This window comes from Pseudomonas sp. JL3, from assembly GCF_031570575.1.
Classification (GTDB): domain Bacteria; phylum Pseudomonadota; class Gammaproteobacteria; order Pseudomonadales; family Pseudomonadaceae; genus Aquipseudomonas; species Aquipseudomonas cucumis.
Genome location: NZ_JAKWJK010000004.1, coordinates 97,296 through 119,185, shown reverse-complemented (window position 1 = coordinate 119,185; position 21,890 = coordinate 97,296). Strand labels below are relative to the sequence as shown.

The window sequence follows — 21,890 nt, the reverse complement described above, 5'->3', positions numbered from 1 at the left end:
GGATCTGCCTTTGTCATTGTGGCGAGGGAGCTTGCTCCCGCTTGAGTGCGTAGCACTCACAAAAATCGACTATGAGCGTCAGAATTTTGGGGCCGCTGCGCAGCCCAGCGCGAGCAAGCTCGCTCGCCACAGCTCATCAGGTGTTACTGAACCTTCGCCAAATCCCCTTTCAACGCAACGCCCGCCATGATCGCCCCAGCGTGGCACTCATAGGTCTTGGCATCCTTGCGCTCATTTTTCTTGTAGAAGCTGACGATGTTGGTCACGGCGTTGGCGCCGGCGTTCTTCGCTGCCTGGTGCAGGCTGATGATTGCCGATTGCGCGACCCATTCGCAGGCCACTTCGTCAGACTTGTTGAAGGCGTTGGTTTTCTTGTTGGTTACGGCGCCGGCGCTCAGAACGGTGACGTTGCCAGCCGGTGTATTGCCTGCCAGGTAGAACTTCACGCTGCCATCGATTTTGCCGGCACGGGTTGCTTCGGCGACTGCTTTGTCAAAAGGCAGATACACCGCGGTGTCACGGGCCTGGCTGATGCCCGGCAATGCGCAGATCAGCAGGGTGGCGGCAGCGAGTTTCTTGAAGTGCATGGAGGTCTCCTTGACCCTGAGTCATTCGATTACGACCAGCGGCGGAAAATCAACGAGGTGTTGACCCCACCAAAAGCGAAATTGTTGTTCATCACGTACTGGTTGCTCATCTGCCGGAATTCACCGCGCAGGTAATCGAGCTTGCCGCACTGCGGATCGACCTCATCGAGGTTGAAGGTGTGTACGTACTGGTCGCGGTTCATCATTTCGATGCTGAACCAGGACTCCAGCGCGCCGCAGGCTCCCAGGGTGTGACCGAGGAAACTCTTCTGCGAACTGATCGGCATGTGTTCGCCGAATAACGCGCTGGTGGCGAGTGTTTCGGCAATGTCGCCCTGTTCTGTCGCGGTGCCGTGACCGTTCACATAGCCGATGGCCGAAGGCTGCAGTCCGGCGTCTTCCAAGGCGAGTTCCATGGCCCGGCGCATGGTGAGCTGCTCCGGACGGGTGGCGTGCTGACCGTCGGCGTTGCTGCCGAAACCGACGATCTCGGCGTGGATATGTGCGCCGCGTGCCAGGGCGTGTTCGAGCTCTTCGAGTACCAGCATGCCGCCGCCTTCACCGATTACCAGGCCATCGCGGCCGCTGTCGTAAGGGCGAGGGCTGGTTTGCGGGGCATCGTTTTTCAGGCTGGTGGCGTAGAGCGCATCGAACACCATGGCTTCGGTCGGGCACAGCTCTTCGGCGCCGCCGGCGAGCATCAGCGGCAGGCGGCCGAACTTGATCGATTCATAGGCGTAACCGATGCCCTGGCTGCCGCTGGTGCAGGCGCTGGAGGTCGGGATCAGTCGGCCGGTAAGGCCGAAGAAGATGCTGATATTCGCCGCTGTGGTGTGCGGCATCATCCGCACGTAGGAGTTGGCGTTCAGGCCTTCGGCCACGGAGTTGAGCAGCATTTTGCCAAACGCCTTGATCTCGTCGGTACTGCCGGTGGACGAGCCGCAGGAAACGCCCATGCGCCCGTCCTTGATCGACTCGTCGCCCAGCAGGCCGGCGTCCGCCAAAGCCTGTTCAGCCGCGCCCACGGCCAGGCGCGAGACGCGGCCCATGCTGCGCAGTTGCTTGCGGGTCCAGTGGCTTGGCACCTTGAAGTCATCGATCGGTCCGGCCAGACGCGTGTTGAGTTCGGTAAAACGATCCCACTCGTCCATGCGGCGGATGCCGCTGCGATTGGCCGCGAAGTTGCCGGCGATGGTGTCCCAGTCGCTGCCCAGTGAGGTGATGCCGGCCATGCCGGTGACGACGACGCGCTTCATCAGCACAGGCCTCCATTGACGGCCAGAACCTGCCGGGTGATGTACGACGCTTCCGCCGACATCAGGAAATTCACCGCACCGGCCACCTCTTCCGGGGTGCCCATGCGTTGTGCGGGGATCATTTTCATCAGTTCTTCCACCGGCACATTTTCATCGAGCATCGCCGTGTCGATCAGGCCGGGTGCGACACAGTTAACCGTGATTTTGCGCTTGCCCAGTTCGATCGCCAACGCCTTGGCTGCGCCGATCAGACCGGCCTTGGACGCGCTGTAATTGACCTGGCCGCGATTGCCGATCAGGCCGGAAACCGAGGTGATGCAGACAATCCGCCCGGCGGCGCGACGACGGATCATCGGCATCATCACCGGGTGCAGCACGTTGTAGAAACCGTCGAGATTGGTACGCATCACCAAATCCCAATCCTCTTCGCTCAGGGCCGGAAAAGCACCGTCGCGGGTCAGGCCGGCGTTGAGGACGACGCCGTAATAAGCGCCATGGGCTTCGACATCGGCTTCGAGAATAGCTTTGCAACGGGCACGGTCGGATACGTCAAATTGCAGGATGCGCGCGTTGCGGCCCAGTGCCTCGACTTCGGTCTTCACGGCTTCGGCGTCCGCAAGGCCGCTGCGGCAGTGCAGCACGATATCGTGCCCGGCCCGGGCCAGACGCAACGCAATGGCGCGGCCGATACCACGGCTGGAGCCGGTGACCAGTACGGATTCAGTCATCACTCGACTCCTTGGGGTTCATGAAGATATTGCGCGGCCTGAGGCGGGCGAAACACGTTCAGCCGGGCGGTGGCGTGGATGCCGGGGGCGGTGAGGTGGCATTCGAACACACCCATGCCGTTGTCGTCTTCCAGCGAGCGTATCCCATGGATGGTCAACTCGGTGCCGGCGGGGAAGTGTTCCACGTTGCATTCGAATCTACGCGTGCCGAGCAGGAAACCCAACTCCACCGCATTGCCTTTCTGGCGCGCATGGCAGCCGGCGTACGCGGCGACGCTCTGGGCCATCAGCTCGATGCCGACCCAGGCTGGCAGGCTGCCGTCGGGGCGATTGAACAGGCCGCCGGGTTTGACGGTGAGTCGGGTGTGAATCTGCTCGTCATCGAACGACAGGATCTGCTCAATGAGGATCATGTCGCCGGCATGCGGCAGCAGTTCGGCGAGCGGCCAGGCAATCATGGGGCGTCTCCGATAATCAGGCTGACGTTATTGCCACCGAAGGCAAAGGAATTGCTCATCAGGTAGCGAGGTGCAATGGACGTCAGGTGGTCGGTCGGGGTCACCCAATGCAGGGCCGGCAATTCGGGATCGGGCTGGCCGTCCCAGACGTGGGGTGGCAGCGCATATTCGCGGTTGTCCGCGCTCAGACTCAACCAGCAGAACGCCGCTTCCAGGGCACCGGCAGCGCCGAGGGTATGGCCGGTCATCGGTTTGGTCGACGAGCAGGGCACGCCATCCGGGAACAGCGCTGTCACGGCCAGGCTTTCCATGGCGTCGTTGTGTTGGGTGGCGGTACCGTGCAGGTTCAAATAGCTGATCTGCTGCGGTTGCAGGCCCGCGCGGCTCAAGGCCTTACTCATCGCTTGCCGGGCGCCACGGCCGGTCGGTTCCGGCGCGGAAATGTGGTGCGCATCGGAGCTGGCGCCACTGCCGAGCAGGGCAATCGGTTGGCTGCTGCCGACGTTTTTGCTCATCAGAAACAGCACCGCTGCTTCGCCGATATTGATGCCGTTGCGGTTCGCTGAAAACGGATTGCAGCGCTGCTCGGACACCGCTTCCAGGGCCGAGAAACCGTTGAGGGTCAGCTTGCACAAACTGTCGACACCACCGCACAACACGGCGTCACACATGCCCAGGTCGAGCAGTCGTTGGGCGCTCATCAGCGCGCGGGCGCTGGAGGTGCAGGCGGTGGAAATCACATAGGCTGGGCCGCTCAATTGCAGCCAGTCGGCGAGAAACGTCGCCGGAGCGCCGAGTTCCTGTTGTTGATAGTCATAATCGGCAGGGAACTGATGCTCTCGGATGTAATGGGCCAGACCGCTGCTGGCCTCGTGAATGCCCGAGGTGCTGGTGCCCAGAATGACGCCGATACGGTCGCGGCCGTAGGTCTGGATTGCTTGTTCGATGTCTTCGCGAATTTGCAGCGCAGCCTCCAGCAGCAGTTGATTGTTGCGACTGCTTTGATGCGCCAACTCAGCCGGAATCGGCGCCAGCTCACCGCGCACCGCCGCCACCGGCAACGAGCGTTCCACCACCCAGCCGGCCTCGCTGCGCATGCCCGAGCAATCGCCGGCAAACAGGTTGCGGGCGACTTCCTGCTTGTCGCGGCCCAGGGCGCAAATTACCCCGAGGGCATTCAGATAGGCTGTCATGGCGTGTGCTCGCCTAACGGAGTGACGCGATAGTGCGGGCCTTGGGATAGGTTCAATTCAAAGCTCAGTGGTTGTGAATAGCGGATGTTCCAGCGTGGTGGCAAGGACCGTTGCCGGCCATCCTGCCGGGCAGCGGGATAGTTGTTGTGCAACTCGCCCGCAGGGGTCAACGCAAATAATAAGGCAGCGAACAGCTCCCTGGCTTCCGGATTGGGCGGCAGCAGACCGTCGGCCTGCCATTGGCCATCGATCAGTTTCTGCCGTGCCACGGGAATCCCCAAAGGGTCCATCATCGACCAGCGAATGCCTGGACCTTCACGCTGGATCACCAGTAGCCAGTCCTGACGTTGCTCGGCTACCTGGCGTTCAATGTGCAGTTGCAGCGGCAACGCCAGGTTCGGGGTTCGCTCGGGCAGCGGTGCCTGGCTGGCGCAAGCGCTCAGCAACAGGACACAACCCAGAAGCAGGAAACGAATCATCAGGCACACCCTTCAAGGGGCTTGCGCGCGACCACATTCACCAGGGTTTCTTCCCGTTGGCCAAAAGGTTTTGGCTGGCGCAGGCCGAAGCGTTCGAGCAGGCCGAAATCCTGGGCGCGACTCCACCACAAGTAAGGGTAAGACACGTTCTGCGGGCCGAATTCAAAACCCTGGCGACGAATCATATCCAAGTAGCCGGCGGCGCTTTTCTGCACGTGCATCGGGTGGCGGAACAGCCAGCGAATGACCCATGTATCAATGTAAGCCTCGGTGGACTCGGCGAACAGCAAATAGCCGCCCGGCTTGAGCACCCGGTAGAACTCGGCCAGGGCCTGATCCTGCTCGACAAGGTGATGGAAAGTCTGGTGACAGAACAGCAGATCGACACTGGCGTCCGGCACTTTGATACTCGCGCAGTCACTGCCGAGCAGCTCTACATCCATGCCCTGGCGAGACGCTTCTTCGCCGCTCAGGTTCAGGCTGTGAGGGTCGGCATCCAGCCCGATCAGGCGCCGAGGCGCGAAGGTCTGGCGCAGGTACTGGAACGACTTGCCCTGGCCGCAACCGGCATCCAGCAGTACCGGGTTGGCGGGCAATGGCGCGCTGAACAGATCGCGCAAATCATTGATTGCCACTCGCAATACATGATGTTGCCAGGTGTGGCTGCGCAGGAACCAGAAACCGAAACGGGTTTCTTCGACGTAGTTGTCGCTCAAGTAACTCATGTCGGATCCTGTGCGCACAGGTCCGAAATCATCCGCAGTCGACGTTTGGGTTCGCTGACGAACGGGTTGCGTTCATCCCAGGCGTAACCCGCGAGGATCGAGCTGATCATGCGGCGGATATCCGCTGTGCCGCCCTGATAGAAAATCACATCCTGAAAGGTCCCGGCATACCAGCCTTCGACGTAGCAGCGGAAAGTGTTGACGCCGCGCTTGAGCGGTTCGGCGAACTCGGTCTGCCAGTCGACGCTTTCACCTTGCAGTTGGCGGTGCAGCACCCCGGCGGCCATGCTCGCCGAACGCATGGCGATGGTCACGCCGGAGGAGAACACCGGGTCGAGAAATTCCGCCGCATTGCCCAGCAGGGCGAAACCTTGACCGTGCAGGGTTTTGACGTTGGCCGAATAGCCGCCGATGGTCCGCGCGGGCGTATCCCACACGGCATTGTTCAGCACACCGGCCAGGCTTGGGGTTTCAGCAATGAAGCCGCGCAGGCAGTCGTCCAGATTCTCGGTGCGGCCTTCGAAGTGTTCAGCGGCCGCCACTACGCCCACCGAGCAACGGCCGTTGCTGAACGGGATGGTCCAGAACCAGATATCACGCTGGGTCGGATGGGTGGTGATGAGGATTTTCTCCCGGTCGAAAGCCGGGCTGTCGATACAGTCTTCGACGTGGGTGAACACGGCCTGGCGCACCGGGAAGTTCGACGGTGCTTCAAGGTCCAGCAAGCGCGGCAGCACGCGACCGTAGCCGCTGGCGTCAAGCACGAAGTCGGCCTCGACGCGGTATTGGCTGCCGTCTTCGCGAAGCACATCGAGCTGCGGTTTCGGCAGGCTGAAATCGACGCTGACGATGGCTTCGCCATAACGGACATCGACACCCTGCAACTCAGCCTGATCGGCCAGCAGCTTGTCGAAGTCGGCGCGCTGGACCTGGAACGTCGTCGGCTTGCCGTTGGTGAATGTGTCGCCGAAATCGAAGGTGCTGTACTGATCACCCCAAGCGAACGCTGCGCCGTTTTTGCGCTGGAAACCAGCAGCATTTACCGCGTCGAGCATGCCGGCTTCTTCGACGAAATCCAGGCAGTGGGACAGCAGGCTTTCACCGATGGAAAACCGTGGGAAATGCTGGCGCTCGATCATCAGCACATCATGACCTTTACGCTTGAGCAGCGCGGCGGCGATGGCGCCCGAGGGGCCGGCGCCGATTACCAGTACCTGACGACGTTCCATTTCAACTGTTGGCACGGGTGCTCCTTGCCGGGACGGCGATGTTCAAAGGGATTCGGTGCATGCCGGCCAGTGCTGGCAGCAGGGTTGCGATCAGGCCCATCAACATCAGCGCGAAATACAGCGCCGGGCTGATGAGCTGTTGTTGCAGCAGCAGGTTGAGAAAGACGATCTCGCTCAAGCCGCGAATATTCAGTAAAAGGCTTTCCCGCCAGCGACTGGCACCTTCAAACGAGGCGCCGGCCCAGCCGAGGCCCAGCCAGTTGCCCAACAGTTTGCTGGCGATAGGCAGCAGCAGGAGCGCGGCCAGTTGCATACCGCCGAGACTGTCGATGGCGCTGTGCACGTTGATCTGCACGATGCCGAACGTGAGGATCAGCGGGATGGCGATCCAGGTCTGCAAACGGTTCATCCACGCCGCCGACAATGGCAGCACCAATGGCACCTTGAGCGCGGCCATACACAGCAGATAGCCGATGCCGAAAATCAGCGCATTGAGTTTGAAGTGTTCGGCGACCACCAGCAGCGCGAAGAAGCAGCCGCTGTGCAGCAAGGGTTGGCGCAACCCGGCCAGTCGCAGCAACAACGGCAGACAGGCGCCGGCCAGCGGCAGCAAGAGGCTGCTCAGGTGCAGGCTCCCCTGGGCGAACGCGAACAGAGTCCAGCAGGTCAGGTCGATCAGGATCGCGGTCTGCACCAGGCGTCGGGTGGCAGCGGGCGGGTAGTTGATGTGGCGCAGGTACAGATACAACACCGGAATCGCGGTGATGGCGAACAGCAGACCGACCGCCAGCGAGCTGATCCACGGCTGCGGCGGCAACAGCCAGACCGCAGTCGCGAGCCCGCAGGCAAACGGAATGCAGAAACTCGGCAAGGCGATTTTCAGGCTCTGGCGTTCCAGTCGCAGGTCGATCACGTCACTGAGGATGTGCCCCAGCAGTAAGGCAAAGCTCAGGCTGTAGAGGTTCTTCAGCCAATCCGGAGCGATCAGATCGGCGCCGCTCAGGTGCCAGCCCGGTTCGATCCAGAAGTACATCAGCAGCGGCAGGCCGAAGGTCGCCAGCAGCAACTGGCTGACGATCGGAATCAGACCGAAATGACGGCCGACGCGAGTGGCCACGGCGAACAACACCAGGGCCATCAACCAGAACGCAGCGACCATCATGCTGCCGGCTCCACGACCGGGGCGGCATGGACTTGGCGTCCGGCCCACGGCGCCAGGATGAAACTGAACGCCAGGCCGAGGCTCACCGACAGGCCGAAGTTGCTCACCGCCGGGGTGCTGGACACCGCCAGCAGGCCGAACGACAGCCAAGTGGTTACTGCCGCCAGCAAGGTGCCCAGCAGACTCGCCGCGGCGCCACCTATCTGTTCGCGCATGAGGATCGCGTAATCGACGCTGATGGCCGTCACCAGCAGCAGGCCGAACAGGCTGAACAGCGTCAGCGGCTGACCGAGCCAACCGAGGCTTGCCAGACTGCACAGGGCCGCCAGCAACGGCAGAGAGACGATTCGCAGCGCGCCACCGAAACCGAATGGCAGGATCAGCACCAGCACGATCAGCACGCAGGAAGCGAGTTTCAATTCAGCGGCGCTGATTTGCGTGGCGGCGAAAACCTCGTTCAGTTCGCCGAGGCGGTCCACCAGTTCCACACCTGGCAAGTCCAGTGCCTGGACCCGCAACAGCGTGGGATTGTTCAAGCCTTGCAGGCTGACCATCGCCGCCACGCCATCATCGGTCGGCCCCAGCCACAGGGTGCGGTAGGGCTCGGCCAATGGGCCGGCCAGCGCTGCGTCGATGTCTTCGGTGGGCAGCGCCCGCAACGTTGCCAACTCTGCTTGCAACGCGGCGGCTGGCACGCCGAGGTCGAGCAACGGTTGCCAGAACTGCGGTAGCTTGCTCAGTGCTTCACGCACTTTGCGCTGTTCGCTTGGCTGGCTGACCAGTTGATTGAGCGACAGATAGCCCTGAAGTTTTTCCAGATTGACCAACTGATCCAGACGCTCGCTCAGTGCCGTCAGGCGTTCGAGCAACTCCTGCTGATTGGCCGCGCGCACCAGGAAGAACTGGCTGGTGGGTTGATAGCCGGTGATGCGTGCGATGGTCTGGGCTTCGTCAGTCAGATGCTGCGGCGTGCCGACCCATTGGCGAATATCGTTTTTGCTCTGCAACTGCAACAGACCGCCGACACAGAAGGCGATTAGCAATGCCAGCAGTACCGGCGTGCGCAAGTATTTCAGCAGCGATTCACGCAGCTCGAGCAACTTCTCGGCGATGCGCATCGGCCATTGCGCCGGCCGCAGATCCACGCCCTTGAGCAGCGCCGGCAGCAGGCACACTGCCGACAGGTAGGCGCCCACCAGACCGGCAGCGGAGAACACGGCAATTTGGGTCAGGGCCGGGAACGGCGTCCAGGCCAGGGCCAAATAACCGATGCAACTGGTGATCAGGCTCAGCGTCAGCCCCGGCAGGGTCAGGCGCAACGCCGGCCAGCTGTGCCAGGGTTTCAGGCTCCAGCTTTTGGACAGGTAATGCAGCGGGTAATCCACCGCCACGCCGATCAGGCTGGAGCCCAGCACCAGCGTCATCACATGCATGTGACCGAACAGCGCGACGCAGGCGACCGCGCCGAACAGCATGCCCACCAGCACCGGGACGAACGCCAACAATACCCGCCAACGCCGGAAGGCCAGCAACAGCAGCAACAGAATCCCGACCGTGGCGCCACCGCCGACCCAGGTCATCTCGCGAGCGGCTTGCCGTTGACCGCTGGCGGCGTACAACAGACCGCTGGCGGCGAGCAGTTGCACATCCGACCGGGCGGCTTCTTCGCGACTGTGCTGGAGCAGGTCAGCCACTTGCAGCGGCAGGTTCATGTCGAACGCGTTGCCGGCGGTTCGCGCTCGCAGCATCACCCAGCTCTTGCCATCGGCATCGGCGACCAGCGCACCGCTGCCGATGTCCAGTTGCACCGAGCCGTGTTGCGGCTGGCTGTTCTGGATGCGCCCGGTCAGGCCGAGCCAGTCGTCCTGGCTCGGCACCAGGCTGAAGCCGGTGAACGGATCGAACAGGGCTTGAACTCGTTGCTGAATAAAGGCGTCGGGGTGCTCGATGAGTTGCTGCCGGTCGGCCGCCGACAGCATGGCCAGTCGGCCTTGCAGTAATTGTGTGCGCACCGCCGGCAGGTCGGCCTGCAGGTTCCACTTGACCTTTTCGAACACGCCGCTCGCCTGCCACTGCTCGCCCAGTTTTTGCGCCATGGCGATGGCTTGCTGGCGGTCTTTATGGCCGACCAGCACTAGCATTTCCCGGTTCAGTGGTTCTTGCATGCGTTGTTCGGCGCGCAGTTCCAGCGCGTCTGGTGCGGTGCCTGGCACCAGTTCCATCAGGTTGGCCGACAGCGGTGCACCGTCACGCCATTGCCAGCCGGCGAGCGCGAGCACCGCCAGCAGCAGGATCAGAAACAGCCGCGGCAGCATCCGTTCACTCGGCAAAGTCATGTTGCTCCGCATCGCTCAAAGGTTGTGCGCTGGTGCTGTCCTGCATGCGCAACAGGGTTCGGTCACCCTGGGTTTCGAGCAGCTCGATGCTGTGCACCAGTTCGCCGCCGTCAATGTTGATCTGATTGAACACCTGCTTGAGCAGCATCGAACGCGGGGTCAGGGTCAGCTTCCAGCTTTGTGCGTCGCCGCTCAGCGAAAGCTCGAAATCCCGTTGCAGGCCGCTGCTGTCGCCTTGCAGCACCGCGAGGAACAAGCGGTTCTGTTCGGCGCCGGCACTCTTGTTCGGCAGCATTTGCCAACCGCTGGCATCACGCCGGGCAATGCCCTTGTCGCTGATGCGGTAGTCCTGTTGCAGCGGCGTTTTCAGCAGCCAGAGCAGACCGTGGTTTTTTGCCAGAACGAAGGTGCCCTTGCTGGTCAGCGGCTGGGGCAGGGCGCGCAGGTGTTTTTCCTGAATGAAACTGCCGTGGATCACATCGGGTTTGGCCAGCTGATCGCTGAGCTGTTGCAGATCGAAGGCCTGCGCCAATGATGAAAGCCCGAGCAACGCTAAAGCGCCAAGGCATTTGAGGAGCGAATTCATGGCAGCATCCTTTCAACCGCGTCGGTGAACACCTTCGGTGAGGCCAACTGCATTTCGCGGCTGCTCATGTCGACGGCAACCTGTACTGAAACAGCGCGGGTCAGACGTTCGCCGGTTGCGAGATCGCTGATCAGGTAATTGATCTTCAGTCGGTTTTCCCACTCCACCAGGCTGGCGCGCACATTCAGCTTCTGGCCGAACACGGCGCCGCGTACATAGCGCAGTTGCAAATCGATCACCGGCCACGCGTAACCCGACGCCACCATGGCGTCGTAGTTGTGGCCGATCTTGTCCAGCAGCGCACAGCGGGCGACTTCCAGGTATTTGACGTAATGGCCGTGCCAGACCACGTTCATGGTGTCGACGTCAAAGAACGGTACGAGGATTTCCGTGTCGGTGTGGAGCACTCCCTTGCTACGCATGCAGCCTCCAGTGTTGTTCGGCGATGCGTTGCAGGCACAGGCGCAGTTCGCCTTCCAGGGCACGGTCTTCGATGACCGGCGCAAAGTCCTTGGCCAATTCTTCGTGCATCGCGGCCAGGGCCGGTGGTAGTGGCCGTGCGTCTTCAGCCTGGCCGCGCAGCCAGACCCCTTGGTTGGCGGCCAGCAGCGTGGCGGCGGCGACCTGTTCGGTCAGCTCCAGCACGCGGATGGCGTCGCGGGCGGCGATGGTGCCCATGCTGACTTTGTCCTGGTTGTGGCACTCGGTGGAGCGCGAAAAAACGCTGGCCGGCATGGTGTTTTTCAGCGCCTCGGCGGTCCAGGCACTGGTGCCGATCTGCACCGCCTTGAAGCCGTGGTTGAGCATCGCGCGGTCGGCGGTGGCGCCAGACAGGTTGCTCGGCAAGCCATGGTTGTAACGCTCGTCCACCAGCAGCGCGAGCTGACGGTCGAGCAAGTCGGCGACGTTCGCCACCAGGGTTTTCAGACTGTCCATGGCGAACGCGATATGGCCGCCGTAGAAGTGCCCGCCGTGCAGCACGCGTTCGGCTTCGGCGTCGATGATCGGGTTGTCGTTGGCGCTGTTGAGTTCGATCTCGATGAATGAGCGCAACCAGTTCAGGCTGTCGGCCAATACACCGAGCACGTGCGGCGCACAACGCAGGGAATAGCGGTCTTGCAGGCGATGCAGCGGCGCAGTCGGCGCATCGATCGCCAGGTCTTTGCGCAACCAAGCAGCGACTTGCATCTGCCCTGGATGGGGTTTGGCGGCAAACAGACGCTCGTCGAAGTGCTCCGGGTTGCCCTGCAACGCGACTACGTTCAGCGCGGTAATGCGCGTGGCCAGTTGCAGCAGGTAATCGGCGCGGGCGTAAGCCAGGCACGCGAGGCCGGTCATCACGGCGGTACCGTTCATCAGCGCCAGCGCTTCTTTGGGACGCAATACCAGCGGTTCCCAGCCCAGTTCGCTGTGCACATCGGCGGCTTGTCGGCGTTCACCACGGAACATCACTTCGCGCTCGCCGGACAAGGTCGCGGCGACGTAGGACAGCGGCGTCAGATCACCACTGGCGCCCACCGAACCTTCTTCCGGAATCAGCGGCAGAATGTCGTGTTCGAGGAAGGCTTGAAGACGTTCCAGCAGTTCCACGCGTACCCCGGAAACGCCTTGGCAAAGCGATTGCAAACGCGCCGCCAGCACCGCGCGGGTGGCTTGGGCGTCGAGCAGTTTGCCCAGGCCGCAACCGTGGAAGGTATACAGATGACGGGGCAGGGCTTCGACGTGGTGCAGCGGCACCGCTACTACACAGGAATCGCCATAACCGGTGGTCACGCCATAGATCACGCCTTCCTTGTCCAGCAGGGAATCAAGGAATTGCGGGCCCTTGGCGATGCGCTGGCGAAACTCGGGGTCGCCCTGCAACTGCGTCGGCACCTGACGGTTGGCCAGGGCCAGCACGTCTTCGATGCGCAAAGGGAGTTCGCCGAAGGTTACCGGCTCAAGCGTTGGCGTCGTCATCGGTCTTCCAGAAAGGGTAAAAGTTGAACCATTGTTGGGGCGCTTCGAGGCAATAGTGACCCAGGCGTTCGGCGTAGCGGGAGGCCCACTGATGAATGACCTGTTCGCGGTCGTTGCGTTTCCACACGATGGCGTCGGCGAACGGTTCGAGGGTCAGTCGATAGTCGCCCGTGGGTTTCTTCAGGCACAGCATCAGGTTGATCGGGCATTTCAGCAGACCGGCCAGCAACCAAGGGCCTTGCGGGAATGCGGCCTGATGGCCGAGAAAATCCACTGTCACGCTGCGCCCGCCATGCAGCGGCACGCGGTCGCCAGCAATCGCCAGCCATTCGCCGCGCTCCAGGCGTTCATGCAGTTGCAGCATGATCACCGGGTCCAGCTCGCTGACCTGAATCAGGCGCAGATTGGTCGCCCCGGCTTCGCCCAGCAGGCGGTTGAACTGTTCGGCGTGCTTGGTGTGCACCAGCACGTTCATGGTGACTTTCTCGCCGATCTCGGCCAGCGCCCGGCAGACCTCGAGATTGCCCAGGTGTGCGCCCACCAGCATTTGCCCGCGTGTGCCGCGCAGTTTATTGCGCAGCAGTGCGGGGTCGATGATTTCAATTTGATCGATGCTCAGCTTGCCGTTCCACACATCGAGTTTGTCGAGCATGGAGTCGGCGAACGCCATGAACTGGCCGAACACCCGCCAATGGCTCGGCCGCAACTCGCTACGACCGCTCCAGTCGGCGAGTCGCTGCTGGTATTGCCAGGCGCTCTGGCGGGCGCTGCGTCCGAACAGGAAAAAGTACAGCACGATGCCGTACAGCAGTGGGCTCAGCAGTCGGCGGCCCAAGACTTTTGCGCAGAGCGCGGTGAACTTCATCAGCCAGAAGCTGCCTCGCTCCTGGCGGTCGGCCCAGTGCTGTTTGTCTGCGTTGTCGCTCATGCTCGCCACCGTCGCCAGAGGATCACCGGTGCGCGCAGCAACATGCCGAAGAACAGCCGGGTGTGCATGCTCGAAATCAGTACATTGTCGTGGAACAGGCGGAAATGCGAGACGCCATCCGAGGGGTAATGGACCTTGGTTTTCAGCCACTGCATTGGCATATTGCGCCAGGCCAGGCGCACCAGGATGTCGGAGTCGAAGTCCATGCGCTTGCCGATCCTGGCCGAGTCGATCAGTGCCAGGGTCGGTGGTAATGGATAAACGCGGAAGCCGCACATGGAGTCGCGAATCTGCAACGACAGGGTGTTGATCCAGACCATGACGTGCGTCAGGTAGCGGGCGTACAAACGGCCCTTCGGCACGCTGTCGTCATATTGTGGATAACCGCAGATCACCGCCTCGGGATGGGCGCGCGAATGCTCGATGAAGACTTTGACGTCTTGCAGGTCGTGCTGGCCGTCGGCGTCCACCTGCAAGGCGTGGCTGAAGCCCAGGCGCGAGGCCTCCCGCAAACCGGTCATCACCGCACCACCCTTGCCTTGATTGACGGTGAGCCTGATCAGGTAAACCCGCTCACGCTGGGCCAGTTGGTCAAGCACCTTGGCGCATGCCGGGCTGCTGGCATCGTCCACCAGAATGCACGGCAGGCCGCAAGCAAGCAGCGCATCGACCACGGCAGTGATTGCGGTTTCGTGGTTGTAGACCGGGATTACGGCGCAGGGGTTATGCATCGCTGGCAGCCTCCAGCAAAATCCGCCCGCTGGAGCAGGTGGCGGTTTCATTGCGATAGGCGAAATACAATTTACTGCGCGCGGAGTCGAAGCGCAGGTGCAACTGGATTTCATCACCGGGGCGTACCAGTTGCTGGAATTTCAGCACTTCCATACCGGCGAATTTTGCCGGCAGATCCATTAATTGCTGGCCCAGGCTCAGCGCCCAATCCACCTGCACGACACCGGGCAATACCGGTGTCTGAGGGAAATGGCCGCTGAAATACGCCAGGTCTGGCGGGATGGCCAGTTGCAGGCTCCACTCGCCATCGGTGTCGATTTGTTCCAGCACTTCCGGCGCCTTTGGGCGGGGCGCCAGCAATATGCTCTCCACTTGTGTCTGGGGCAGTTTGCCTTGAGCGTTCAGTGGCAGTTGTCGCAACAGGCGCCAGCGACGGGGCAGGGCGAGTGCTTCGCAATGCTGGCTCAAGTGTTGGCGCAACTCCTGAGTAAGAGTACGTCGACCCTGATTACGCAAGGCATGCAGGCCTTGTTCGCTGAGTACCAGCAGTGCCCCCAATGAAGCGCGGTTTTCCTGAACCACACCGAGGCGCGCTTCGGCGACCCAGTCGTGAGCCATCAGCGCTTGTTCGAGCATCGGTAGCGAGATACGTTTTTCTTCCAGTTTGACGATTCGGTCCAGTCGTCCCAACAGCTCGAAACGGCCGTCGGCGGCGATGCGCGCGGCATCGGCGGTGTGTTCGATATGGCCGGCCGGTAAGTACGGTGAGGCGATAAGCAGGGCGCCATTGCTGTCCTGACTCAGCGCAACATCGGCGAAGGGTTGCCAGAGACTTTGGCCTTGACGCCAGGCGATTCCGCCGGTTTCCGAACTGCCGAAGATTTCTGTCGGCCATTGCTGCAGGCGCTCATGCAGGCTTTGCGCTGCTTCGGCAGGCAACGCACCACCGGAAGAGAACACTCGGCGCACCGCGCTCAGCGCTGGCCAGTCGAGGTTGTCGCCCATGCGCTTGAGCAGCGCGGGGCTGGCGACCCAGGCGAAGGCCGGGTGTTCGCGGCTGGCGCGCTGCAAGTCTTCCGGGAAGGCCATTTGCGTACGCACGAAGGAGCGCCCGGCGCACAACGGCCACAGCACCCGAAACAGCAAGCCGTAGATGTGTTGCGTGGCGACGCTGCCGATGATGCAGGCCTCGCCCAGATCGGCGCCCCACAAGTGCTCCAGCGCTTCGACTTCATTGGCCAGTTGGCGCAGGGTTTTGTCGATGCGCTTGGGTTCGCCACTGGAGCCGGAGGTGCACAGGCTCAGCTGACAGCGATCCAGATCCAGCGGGCTGGCCGGTAGCGGTGAATGCCGATAATCGCTCAGGTGCGCGTCGTCGGCCTGATCGGTCAGCCACAGATCGACCTCGCTCGACCAGCGCTGGCGAGTCTGCGCTTGCAGGTCGGCGGGCAGCAGCACGCTGACCCCGGCCCGCCAGGCGCCGAGCAGGGCAATGGCCAAGTCGCCGGCGTCTTCAAGGTGCACGGCGATGCGCTGCACACCCTGAGCTTGCAGGCCCGCAGCCAGGCTCAGGGCCTGCTCGCACAATTGCGCGTGATTCAACGCCGGTTCCACCGTCACGGCACGGTCCGGCTGAGCCTTGAGCAACAGTTGCTCAAGTGTTATCCAATTCATGGGCGGCCTCTTACCCGTTGTCGTATCAGCCATTCAATGGCAAACATCAGGCCGATCAATCCATAGGAGATCAGGCCGGTGTACAACATCCACCAACTCAGCGGCGCCCAAAGGGTCAGGGCGGCGGCGCACAAGCCGTTGCAGAGAAAAAACACGCTCCAGGCGATCGTCACCTGGCGGGTGTAGCGAATGGCCCTGGCCGGCAATTCCGGTTCTCGCAAACGGGCCAGGCGTTCAATCATTGGCGGGCCGTATTTCAGGCTCAGGCCGAACAGCACCAGCATGAATGCACTGATCAGTACCGGGTACCAGCGCAGCAGCACCGGGCTGTCGAATAGTGCCAGCAGCAGGCAAAACCCGATGGCGACCGTGGCCATCCACAGGCTGCCGGGCCGCCGCTCACCGGTCAGCGCCCGCGCCAGCCACAGGCTACCCAGCAGCAGACCAAACTGCCACGGGGCAAAATGCTCCATGCCGAAATACACCGCAAAGGGGTACAACAGGCCTGCCAGCAGCAGGCCCAGGCCGATCAGTCGGCTCATGCGGCCGGTTGAACCAGACGGTAGACCGCCTCGACCACGTCGCTGACGGTACGCACCGATTTGAATTCTTCGGCAGCGATTTTCTTGCCGGTCTGGCGTTTGATGTGATCGATCAGGTCGACCGCATCGATGCTGTCGATTTCCAGATCCTGATACAGGTTGGACCCCAGACTGATGCGCTCGGGCTCCAGCTCGAAGAGTTCGACCAGAGCATCGCGCAGGGTATTGAAAATATCGTCACGAGTTTGCATGGTCCGGTCTCAAGCTGCCTGTTTTGCAGTGACGAACGCCGCAAGGCTCGCCACGTTGGTGAAGTGATTACGGGTGTCCTTGGCGTCGGCATCGATTTTGATACCGTATTTTTTCTGGATGGCCAGGCCGAGTTCCAGTGCATCTACCGAGTCCAGGCCCAGGCCTTCGCCAAACAGCGTCTGGTCATCGCCGATGTCGTCGACGCTGATGTCTTCGAGGCCCAGGGCGTCAATGATCAGTTCTTTGATTTCACGGTGTAGATCGCTCATCTTCGGCGAGCTCCTTAATAAAGTAGTGGTGCAAATAATCATTGAGCTTGCGCGAGGCCTGAGGTGCAGGTCCCTGCGTTGCAAAGGCCTGTGGGTCTATATCGGCCCCGACGCGAAAACTGAAGTGCACGCGGCGTTTGGGGATCCGATACCAGGGTTCGGCCTTGGTCAATGTGGTCGGATTGACCTTGATAATCACCGGGGTGAGGATTCTCGCACCGCGCAGGGCGATTGCCGCGCCCCCCCGATGAAAGGCCGGCGCTTTGCCGGGTTGGGTGCGGGTGCCCTCGGGAAAGATGATCAGGGTCTGACCGTTTTTCAGCGCGTCGGCCGCCGCATCGAGCATGTCCATGCTGCCATCGTTGCTGATGTAATCGGTGCGGCGTAGCGGTCCGCGGGTGAACGGGTTTTCCCAGAGGCTTTTCTTGACCACGCAGTTGGAGTGGCCCACCAGGCCGATCAAAAACACCACATCGATCAACGAGGGGTGATTGGCGACGATCATTTGCCCTGGCCGTCCCAGTTTCTCCGCGCCCTGAATGTCATAAGTCAGCACGCCAGTGCGAGCCATGAACCGAATGAAAAACCAGAAACAGCGGCTCACCGTCTGTCGTGCACGCTGACGATGGGCCTGGGCGTCTCCCGGCAGGCAGCTCAACAGCGGGAACACCACCAGTCGCAGGCAAAGCCCGCCCAACCCGAACAGGGTGAAGCTTGCGGCAGTGGCCAGCAGGCGCCAGTAATAGGCGTCGCGGTTTTTATCGGTTACGGGTTGCGTTGCCAGGTCCATACACGATTTTTCCAGGCATGTTGGCAGGAAGTCTGCTGGCCGAGCAGGGTACGCAACAGATTCAGGGCATGGGGCCAGTGGGGTTTGGACAACGCTTGTGAGGTGCTGTTCAGCGACAGCTGCCACTGATTGCCGGGCGTAATCAACAGCCCGACCGCGTAAGGAAATGGCACATCGTCGATCCAGGCCGAATAGGCTTCGGGCGGTTGCTCTTCAGTCACTACCAACAGTACCGCGGGCGCGCCTTCCTCAAGCAATGCCGCTGCCTCTAGCATGCCGTGTTCAAGACCATCGCCAGCCGCGGCGAGAGCGGTCATTTCGCTGGTTTCACCACGCATGATCGACCACAGGCCGATGACCGCGTTATGCACTGACAGGCTGAACTGAGTGGGCGACAACGGTTGATCAGTCGCCAGATCGCTGAGAATTTCGAAAGTGCGCGGAGTTTCGCCATGGCGGGAAATAAAGACCAACGGTAGGTCTGGGTGCCCATCGGCCAACGGCCAGCCGACGCTGAACGCCATCCGCGCCAGGCGGCTGAGTCGCCGACGTTGCATGGCCGGCAGAAACGACACATCGGGGGCGGCATCGCTGCGCTCGAGCACGACCGGTTGTCGGCTCCAGGCCTGCCAATCATCCACGCTTTCAAGCCCAGGGGCCCACGCGCGCCATTGGGCGATGTTGAAGTTGATCACAGACATTCATCCCGCCCCTGCGGGCTTCCTTTGACGCGGTGAGTCGCAAAAAATCGCGCCTGACCTTACGTGGCGCTTAACGCCGAGTGGCGCGCATTATCCCGGTGTGGCGGGCGTGTAGCAAATGCTGGTTACATTTTGCGCAACGAAATGTACCGTCTGGTTCGCGAAAAAGCTGTCGTTTGGCCATTATCCATGATGCGTCGGACATGTCTGTCGGCTCTATCAGCTGTCGATGGACGAGTTGGCGGCTTCTTCTGCCGGATAATTACCATGACTGTGTAGTCCCGACTCCAGCGAGGTAGCTAAGCAGCGCCGTGGACTACTACACTCGGTCATTCTTTGATACACGGAGGTTTTGACATGCGGCGCGTGGTGTTCAATCAGAAAGGTGGCGTGGGCAAATCAAGCATTGCCTGTAATCTGGCGGCGGTCAGCGCCAGCGAAGGCTATCGCACGTTGTTGGTGGACCTCGATGCTCAGGCCAACTCCACTCAATACCTGACGGGACTCACCGGTGACGATATCCCGATGGGGATCGCTGACTTCTTCAAGCAGACTCTATCCTCCGGGCCGTTCTCGAAGAAAAACCAGGTCGACATATACGAAACCCCCTTCGACAACCTTCACGTCGTCACCGCCACCGCCGAACTGGCCGACTTGCAACCCAAGCTTGAGGCCAAGCACAAGATCAACAAGCTGCGAAAATTGCTCGAGGAACTGGACGGCGATTACGACCGAATCTACCTCGATACGCCGCCAGCACTGAATTTCTATGCTGTCTCGGCCTTGATCGCGGCTGATCGTGTGCTGATTCCCTTTGACTGCGACAGTTTCTCGCGTCAGGCGCTGTATGGCCTGTTGGCGGAAATCGAAGAATTGAAGGAGGACCACAACGAAGGGCTGGAAGTTGAAGGCATCGTCGTCAACCAGTTCCAGGCCCGCGCCAGTTTGCCTCAGCAAATCCTCGACGAATTGATCGCCGAAGGCCTGCCGGTGCTGCCGGTGTACCTGGCCAGCTCGGTGCGCATGCGCGAATCCCACCAGGCCAACACGCCGCTGATCCACCTCGACCCGCGGCATAAACTGACCCAACAGTTCGTCGACCTGCACAACCTGCTGGAAAATGCCTGATTTACCCCTGTAGGAGCGAGGCTTGCCCGCGAAGGCGTCGTGTCAGGCAACAATGATTTCGAATGTGCCGGCCCCTTCGCGGGCAAGCCTAGCTCCTGCATTTTGTCGAAGGGGATTCAAATTCCCTGACTACGCAACCAGCTCATCAACTGCGGCAACGGGAAGGCCCCGCTTTGGCGAGCCACTTCCCGGCCGTTCTTGAACAGAATCAGGCTCGGAATCGAGCGAATCCCCAACTGCGCCGATAATTGCTGATTCGCCTCGCTGTCCAGCTTGGCCAACCGACACTTGCCCGCCAACTGCCCCGCCGCCTGCTCGAACACCGGCGCAAACGACTTGCAGGGTCCGCACCAGTCCGCCCACACATCCACCAGTAACGGCAGGTCGCCCTTGATCTGACTGGCGTAATCGCCTTGCTTCAATTCGAACGGCTTGTTCAGCAGGACTTCGGCCTTGCAGCGACCGCATTTTGGATGGTCGTTGAGGCGCTCGGCGGGGATGCGATTCAGGCCGTTGCAGTGGGGGCAGGGGATTAGCAGTGGTTCGGGCATGATTGGTTCTCAGTGGGCAGTCTATGCAACTGATCTGGAGTCGAAGGTGGTCATTATCAAGGCGATAGGTTGTAGGTCATTACCTTCTTCAGTTGCACAGAGGGACTACGTTCACTCACGATGAACAACTAATCTCCAGATGCTTCCCCCACTCCGGTGGCCGCTCGGCATAGCTCTCCATTCCAGGCTGTTCCTCGAACGGATTGCTCAATACCGCATGCAAACGACGAACTTCTGAGTAGTCGCCACTTTCCGCCGCATCGATGGCTTTCTGCGCCAGATAGTTACGCAGGATGTACAGCGGATTGACCGCATGCATTCGTTTGCGGCGCTGTTGCTGGTCAACCACACCTTCACGAGCAACCCGGGCGATGTAGAGCTCGCCCCACGCATCGAAGCCCTTGATGTCGACGAAGTCATCGCGTAAACGAGCGACCGCCAGTTCCGGTGATTCATCCCCCAGGCGGCGGAAGAACAGGCTGTAGTCGACGCCGCTGTTCTGCATCAGTTGCAGCAGGTGCTCCAGCAGTTTCTGGTCGTCGTCTTCGGCAGTGGTGAAGCCGAGGCGGCGGCGCATCAGGTCCAGGTAATGGGCCTGGAACAGCGGCAGATACAGGCCGAGGGTTTCGCGCAGGGCTTCGACGCTGATGAATGGCGTCAGGGCCTGGGCGAGGGCGCTGAGGTTCCACTGGCCGATCGGTACCTGGTTGCTGAAAGAGTAACGACCCTGATCATCGGAGTGGTTGCAGATGAAGTGGGCGTCGAAGTCATCGAGGAAGGCGAACGGGCCGAAGTCGAAGGTGATGCCCAGGATCGACATGTTGTCGGTGTTCATCACGCCGTGGCAGAAGCCATAGGCCTGCCATTTGGCGATCAGCTCGGCGTTGCGCTCGACGATTTCGCGAAACATCGCCAGGTACGGTTCCGGCTGTTCCAGGCAGTGCGGGAAATGCATGGCCAGCACATGCTCGCCGAGTTCTTTCTGCTGCTCGGGGCGCTTGGTGTAATAGAAGAATTCGAAATGCCCGAAGCGCACATGGCTCGGCGCCAGGCGCAGGACCATGGCTGCGCGTTCCTGTTTCTCGCGCCAGACCGGTGTGTCGGAGCCGATCACGCACAGGGCGCGAGTGGTGGGAATGTTCAGGGCATGCAGGGCTTCAGAGGCGAGAAACTCGCGGATCGACGAACGCAGCACCGCTCGTCCATCGCCCATGCGTGAGTAAGGCGTCTGACCGGCGCCCTTGAGGTGCAGGTCCCAATGTTCGCCGGCTTCGTTATAGACCTCGCCCAGCAACAGGCCGCGACCATCGCCCAACTGCGGGTTGTAAGAACCGAACTGATGCCCGGAATAGACCATCGCCCGCGGCTCGGCCTCGGCCCAGAGCTTGTGGCCGCCGAACAGTTCGGCGAACACCGGTGTCTCGGCCGCGGCCGGGTCCAGGTCCAGCAACGCCATGGCAGCGGGGCTGGCGACCACCAGTCGCGGAGCGGCGATGGGCTCGGGCAGCACATGGGTTGAGAACGCGTCGCCCAGGCGGGCGAAGCGATTATCGAAGGTCAGTTCGTCGAGGGCTTTCAACGGCCATCTCCAGCAGAATGTCCGAGCATTCTGCTAGGGATAGAGC

The 21,890-nt window shown here is 61.4% G+C and carries 24 protein-coding genes; 1 reads left to right on the top strand and 23 read right to left on the bottom strand.

Annotation, left to right across the window (positions count from 1 at the left end; all coding sequences use genetic code 11):
* Nucleotides 1–143 precede the first annotated feature (143 nt).
* The 21 genes from MMG91_RS09775 to MMG91_RS09675 are packed head-to-tail and all read right to left on the bottom strand — an operon-like array spanning nucleotide 144 to nucleotide 18,586.
* Entirely contained in the window at nucleotides 144–587 is a 444-nt protein-coding gene (locus MMG91_RS09775) for an excinuclease (protein ID WP_305504173.1), read from the bottom strand.
* A gap of 29 nt (nucleotides 588–616) precedes the next feature.
* Nucleotides 617–1,843 (bottom strand): beta-ketoacyl-ACP synthase, encoded by a 1,227-nt coding sequence (locus MMG91_RS09770; protein ID WP_305447888.1) that lies wholly within the window; start codon nucleotides 1,841–1,843, stop codon nucleotides 617–619.
* Nucleotides 1,843–2,571 carry a 3-oxoacyl-ACP reductase FabG gene (fabG, locus tag MMG91_RS09765; RefSeq protein WP_310659465.1) on the bottom strand — a complete coding sequence of 243 codons (729 nt, stop codon included), beginning with the start codon at nucleotides 2,569–2,571 and terminating at the stop codon, nucleotides 1,843–1,845. The genes MMG91_RS09770 and fabG overlap by 1 nt, the downstream gene beginning before the upstream one ends.
* Nucleotides 2,571–3,029: a hotdog family protein gene (locus MMG91_RS09760; RefSeq protein WP_305447890.1), complete on the bottom strand. Its 459-nt coding sequence runs from the start codon at nucleotides 3,027–3,029 to the stop codon at nucleotides 2,571–2,573. The genes fabG and MMG91_RS09760 overlap by 1 nt, the downstream gene beginning before the upstream one ends.
* Nucleotides 3,026–4,222 (bottom strand): beta-ketoacyl-[acyl-carrier-protein] synthase family protein, encoded by a 1,197-nt coding sequence (locus MMG91_RS09755; protein WP_310659464.1) that lies wholly within the window; start codon nucleotides 4,220–4,222, stop codon nucleotides 3,026–3,028. Before MMG91_RS09755 ends, MMG91_RS09760 begins: the two co-directional genes overlap by 4 nt.
* Nucleotides 4,219–4,701, bottom strand: coding sequence for a hypothetical protein (locus MMG91_RS09750; protein ID WP_310659463.1), 483 nt, complete (start codon nucleotides 4,699–4,701; stop codon nucleotides 4,219–4,221). Before MMG91_RS09750 ends, MMG91_RS09755 begins: the two co-directional genes overlap by 4 nt.
* Entirely contained in the window at nucleotides 4,701–5,426 is a 726-nt protein-coding gene (locus MMG91_RS09745) for a methyltransferase domain-containing protein (protein WP_310659462.1), read from the bottom strand. Before MMG91_RS09745 ends, MMG91_RS09750 begins: the two co-directional genes overlap by 1 nt.
* Nucleotides 5,423–6,670, bottom strand: a complete 1,248-nt coding sequence (locus MMG91_RS09740; protein WP_305447894.1) for an NAD(P)/FAD-dependent oxidoreductase — start codon at nucleotides 6,668–6,670, stop codon at nucleotides 5,423–5,425. The genes MMG91_RS09745 and MMG91_RS09740 overlap by 4 nt, the downstream gene beginning before the upstream one ends.
* On the bottom strand, nucleotides 6,657–7,817 hold the full coding sequence (locus MMG91_RS09735; protein ID WP_310659461.1) for a sodium:proton antiporter: 1,161 nt from the start codon (nucleotides 7,815–7,817) through the stop codon (nucleotides 6,657–6,659). Before MMG91_RS09735 ends, MMG91_RS09740 begins: the two co-directional genes overlap by 14 nt.
* Complete coding sequence (locus tag MMG91_RS09730) at nucleotides 7,814–10,153, bottom strand: MMPL family transporter (protein WP_310659460.1); 2,340 nt, start codon at nucleotides 10,151–10,153, stop codon at nucleotides 7,814–7,816. The genes MMG91_RS09735 and MMG91_RS09730 overlap by 4 nt, the downstream gene beginning before the upstream one ends.
* Nucleotides 10,137–10,739, bottom strand: coding sequence for an outer membrane lipoprotein carrier protein LolA (locus MMG91_RS09725; protein WP_310659459.1), 603 nt, complete (start codon nucleotides 10,737–10,739; stop codon nucleotides 10,137–10,139). Before MMG91_RS09725 ends, MMG91_RS09730 begins: the two co-directional genes overlap by 17 nt.
* Nucleotides 10,736–11,161, bottom strand: a complete 426-nt coding sequence (locus tag MMG91_RS09720; protein WP_237884238.1) for a thioesterase family protein — start codon at nucleotides 11,159–11,161, stop codon at nucleotides 10,736–10,738. The genes MMG91_RS09725 and MMG91_RS09720 overlap by 4 nt, the downstream gene beginning before the upstream one ends.
* Nucleotides 11,154–12,698 carry a histidine ammonia-lyase gene (gene hutH, locus MMG91_RS09715; RefSeq protein ID WP_310659458.1) on the bottom strand — a complete coding sequence of 515 codons (1,545 nt, stop codon included), beginning with the start codon at nucleotides 12,696–12,698 and terminating at the stop codon, nucleotides 11,154–11,156. The genes MMG91_RS09720 and hutH overlap by 8 nt, the downstream gene beginning before the upstream one ends.
* A complete protein-coding gene (locus MMG91_RS09710) occupies nucleotides 12,679–13,626 on the bottom strand; it encodes a glycosyl transferase (RefSeq protein WP_310659457.1) in 948 nt (315 codons plus the stop codon). The genes hutH and MMG91_RS09710 overlap by 20 nt, the downstream gene beginning before the upstream one ends.
* Entirely contained in the window at nucleotides 13,623–14,357 is a 735-nt protein-coding gene (locus tag MMG91_RS09705; RefSeq protein ID WP_310659456.1) for a glycosyltransferase family 2 protein, read from the bottom strand. The genes MMG91_RS09710 and MMG91_RS09705 overlap by 4 nt, the downstream gene beginning before the upstream one ends.
* The gene (locus tag MMG91_RS09700) at nucleotides 14,350–16,032 is read right to left on the bottom strand and encodes an AMP-binding protein (protein ID WP_310659455.1); all 1,683 of its coding nucleotides are present in this window, start codon (nucleotides 16,030–16,032) and stop codon (nucleotides 14,350–14,352) included. Before MMG91_RS09700 ends, MMG91_RS09705 begins: the two co-directional genes overlap by 8 nt.
* Complete coding sequence (locus MMG91_RS09695; RefSeq protein ID WP_030129182.1) at nucleotides 16,029–16,574, bottom strand: membrane protein; 546 nt, start codon at nucleotides 16,572–16,574, stop codon at nucleotides 16,029–16,031. Before MMG91_RS09695 ends, MMG91_RS09700 begins: the two co-directional genes overlap by 4 nt.
* The gene (locus MMG91_RS09690; RefSeq protein WP_007903178.1) at nucleotides 16,571–16,825 is read right to left on the bottom strand and encodes an acyl carrier protein; all 255 of its coding nucleotides are present in this window, start codon (nucleotides 16,823–16,825) and stop codon (nucleotides 16,571–16,573) included. The genes MMG91_RS09695 and MMG91_RS09690 overlap by 4 nt, the downstream gene beginning before the upstream one ends.
* A gap of 9 nt (nucleotides 16,826–16,834) precedes the next feature.
* Nucleotides 16,835–17,095 (bottom strand): phosphopantetheine-binding protein, encoded by a 261-nt coding sequence (locus MMG91_RS09685; protein WP_123721556.1) that lies wholly within the window; start codon nucleotides 17,093–17,095, stop codon nucleotides 16,835–16,837.
* Complete coding sequence (locus MMG91_RS09680) at nucleotides 17,076–17,885, bottom strand: 1-acyl-sn-glycerol-3-phosphate acyltransferase (RefSeq protein WP_305447902.1); 810 nt, start codon at nucleotides 17,883–17,885, stop codon at nucleotides 17,076–17,078. Before MMG91_RS09680 ends, MMG91_RS09685 begins: the two co-directional genes overlap by 20 nt.
* Nucleotides 17,861–18,586, bottom strand: a complete 726-nt coding sequence (locus MMG91_RS09675; RefSeq protein WP_305447903.1) for a beta-ketoacyl synthase chain length factor — start codon at nucleotides 18,584–18,586, stop codon at nucleotides 17,861–17,863. The genes MMG91_RS09680 and MMG91_RS09675 overlap by 25 nt, the downstream gene beginning before the upstream one ends.
* A gap of 357 nt (nucleotides 18,587–18,943) precedes the next feature.
* Between MMG91_RS09675 and MMG91_RS09670 the strand changes: the two genes are divergently transcribed.
* Complete coding sequence (locus MMG91_RS09670; protein WP_008009127.1) at nucleotides 18,944–19,714, top strand: ParA family protein; 771 nt, start codon at nucleotides 18,944–18,946, stop codon at nucleotides 19,712–19,714.
* 116 nt (nucleotides 19,715–19,830) lie between these two features.
* Here MMG91_RS09670 and trxC read toward each other — a convergent pair whose 3' ends face one another.
* Complete coding sequence (gene trxC / locus MMG91_RS09665) at nucleotides 19,831–20,265, bottom strand: thioredoxin TrxC (RefSeq protein WP_123358753.1); 435 nt, start codon at nucleotides 20,263–20,265, stop codon at nucleotides 19,831–19,833.
* Nucleotides 20,266–20,380: 115 nt separating this feature from the next.
* Nucleotides 20,381–21,844, bottom strand: coding sequence for a protein adenylyltransferase SelO (gene selO, locus MMG91_RS09660; protein ID WP_310659454.1), 1,464 nt, complete (start codon nucleotides 21,842–21,844; stop codon nucleotides 20,381–20,383).
* Nucleotides 21,845–21,890 lie beyond the last annotated feature (46 nt).

Coding starts and splice junctions, on each gene's coding strand:
- MMG91_RS09775 (WP_305504173.1), bottom strand. CDS start 587: ATGCACTTCAAGAAACTCGCTGCCGCCACCCTGCTGATCTGCGCATTG.
- MMG91_RS09770 (WP_305447888.1), bottom strand. CDS start 1,843: ATGAAGCGCGTCGTCGTCACCGGCATGGCCGGCATCACCTCACTGGGC.
- fabG (WP_310659465.1), bottom strand. CDS start 2,571: ATGACTGAATCCGTACTGGTCACCGGCTCCAGCCGTGGTATCGGCCGC.
- MMG91_RS09760 (WP_305447890.1), bottom strand. CDS start 3,029: ATGATTGCCTGGCCGCTCGCCGAACTGCTGCCGCATGCCGGCGACATG.
- MMG91_RS09755 (WP_310659464.1), bottom strand. CDS start 4,222: ATGACAGCCTATCTGAATGCCCTCGGGGTAATTTGCGCCCTGGGCCGC.
- MMG91_RS09750 (WP_310659463.1), bottom strand. CDS start 4,701: ATGATTCGTTTCCTGCTTCTGGGTTGTGTCCTGTTGCTGAGCGCTTGC.
- MMG91_RS09745 (WP_310659462.1), bottom strand. CDS start 5,426: ATGAGTTACTTGAGCGACAACTACGTCGAAGAAACCCGTTTCGGTTTC.
- MMG91_RS09735 (WP_310659461.1), bottom strand. CDS start 7,817: ATGATGGTCGCTGCGTTCTGGTTGATGGCCCTGGTGTTGTTCGCCGTG.
- MMG91_RS09730 (WP_310659460.1), bottom strand. CDS start 10,153: ATGACTTTGCCGAGTGAACGGATGCTGCCGCGGCTGTTTCTGATCCTG.
- MMG91_RS09725 (WP_310659459.1), bottom strand. CDS start 10,739: ATGAATTCGCTCCTCAAATGCCTTGGCGCTTTAGCGTTGCTCGGGCTT.
- MMG91_RS09720 (WP_237884238.1), bottom strand. CDS start 11,161: ATGCGTAGCAAGGGAGTGCTCCACACCGACACGGAAATCCTCGTACCG.
- hutH (WP_310659458.1), bottom strand. CDS start 12,698: ATGACGACGCCAACGCTTGAGCCGGTAACCTTCGGCGAACTCCCTTTG.
- MMG91_RS09710 (WP_310659457.1), bottom strand. CDS start 13,626: ATGAGCGACAACGCAGACAAACAGCACTGGGCCGACCGCCAGGAGCGA.
- MMG91_RS09705 (WP_310659456.1), bottom strand. CDS start 14,357: ATGCATAACCCCTGCGCCGTAATCCCGGTCTACAACCACGAAACCGCA.
- MMG91_RS09700 (WP_310659455.1), bottom strand. CDS start 16,032: ATGAATTGGATAACACTTGAGCAACTGTTGCTCAAGGCTCAGCCGGAC.
- MMG91_RS09695 (WP_030129182.1), bottom strand. CDS start 16,574: ATGAGCCGACTGATCGGCCTGGGCCTGCTGCTGGCAGGCCTGTTGTAC.
- MMG91_RS09690 (WP_007903178.1), bottom strand. CDS start 16,825: ATGCAAACTCGTGACGATATTTTCAATACCCTGCGCGATGCTCTGGTC.
- MMG91_RS09685 (WP_123721556.1), bottom strand. CDS start 17,095: ATGAGCGATCTACACCGTGAAATCAAAGAACTGATCATTGACGCCCTG.
- MMG91_RS09680 (WP_305447902.1), bottom strand. CDS start 17,885: ATGGACCTGGCAACGCAACCCGTAACCGATAAAAACCGCGACGCCTAT.
- MMG91_RS09675 (WP_305447903.1), bottom strand. CDS start 18,586: ATGTCTGTGATCAACTTCAACATCGCCCAATGGCGCGCGTGGGCCCCT.
- MMG91_RS09670 (WP_008009127.1), top strand. CDS start 18,944: ATGCGGCGCGTGGTGTTCAATCAGAAAGGTGGCGTGGGCAAATCAAGC.
- trxC (WP_123358753.1), bottom strand. CDS start 20,265: ATGCCCGAACCACTGCTAATCCCCTGCCCCCACTGCAACGGCCTGAAT.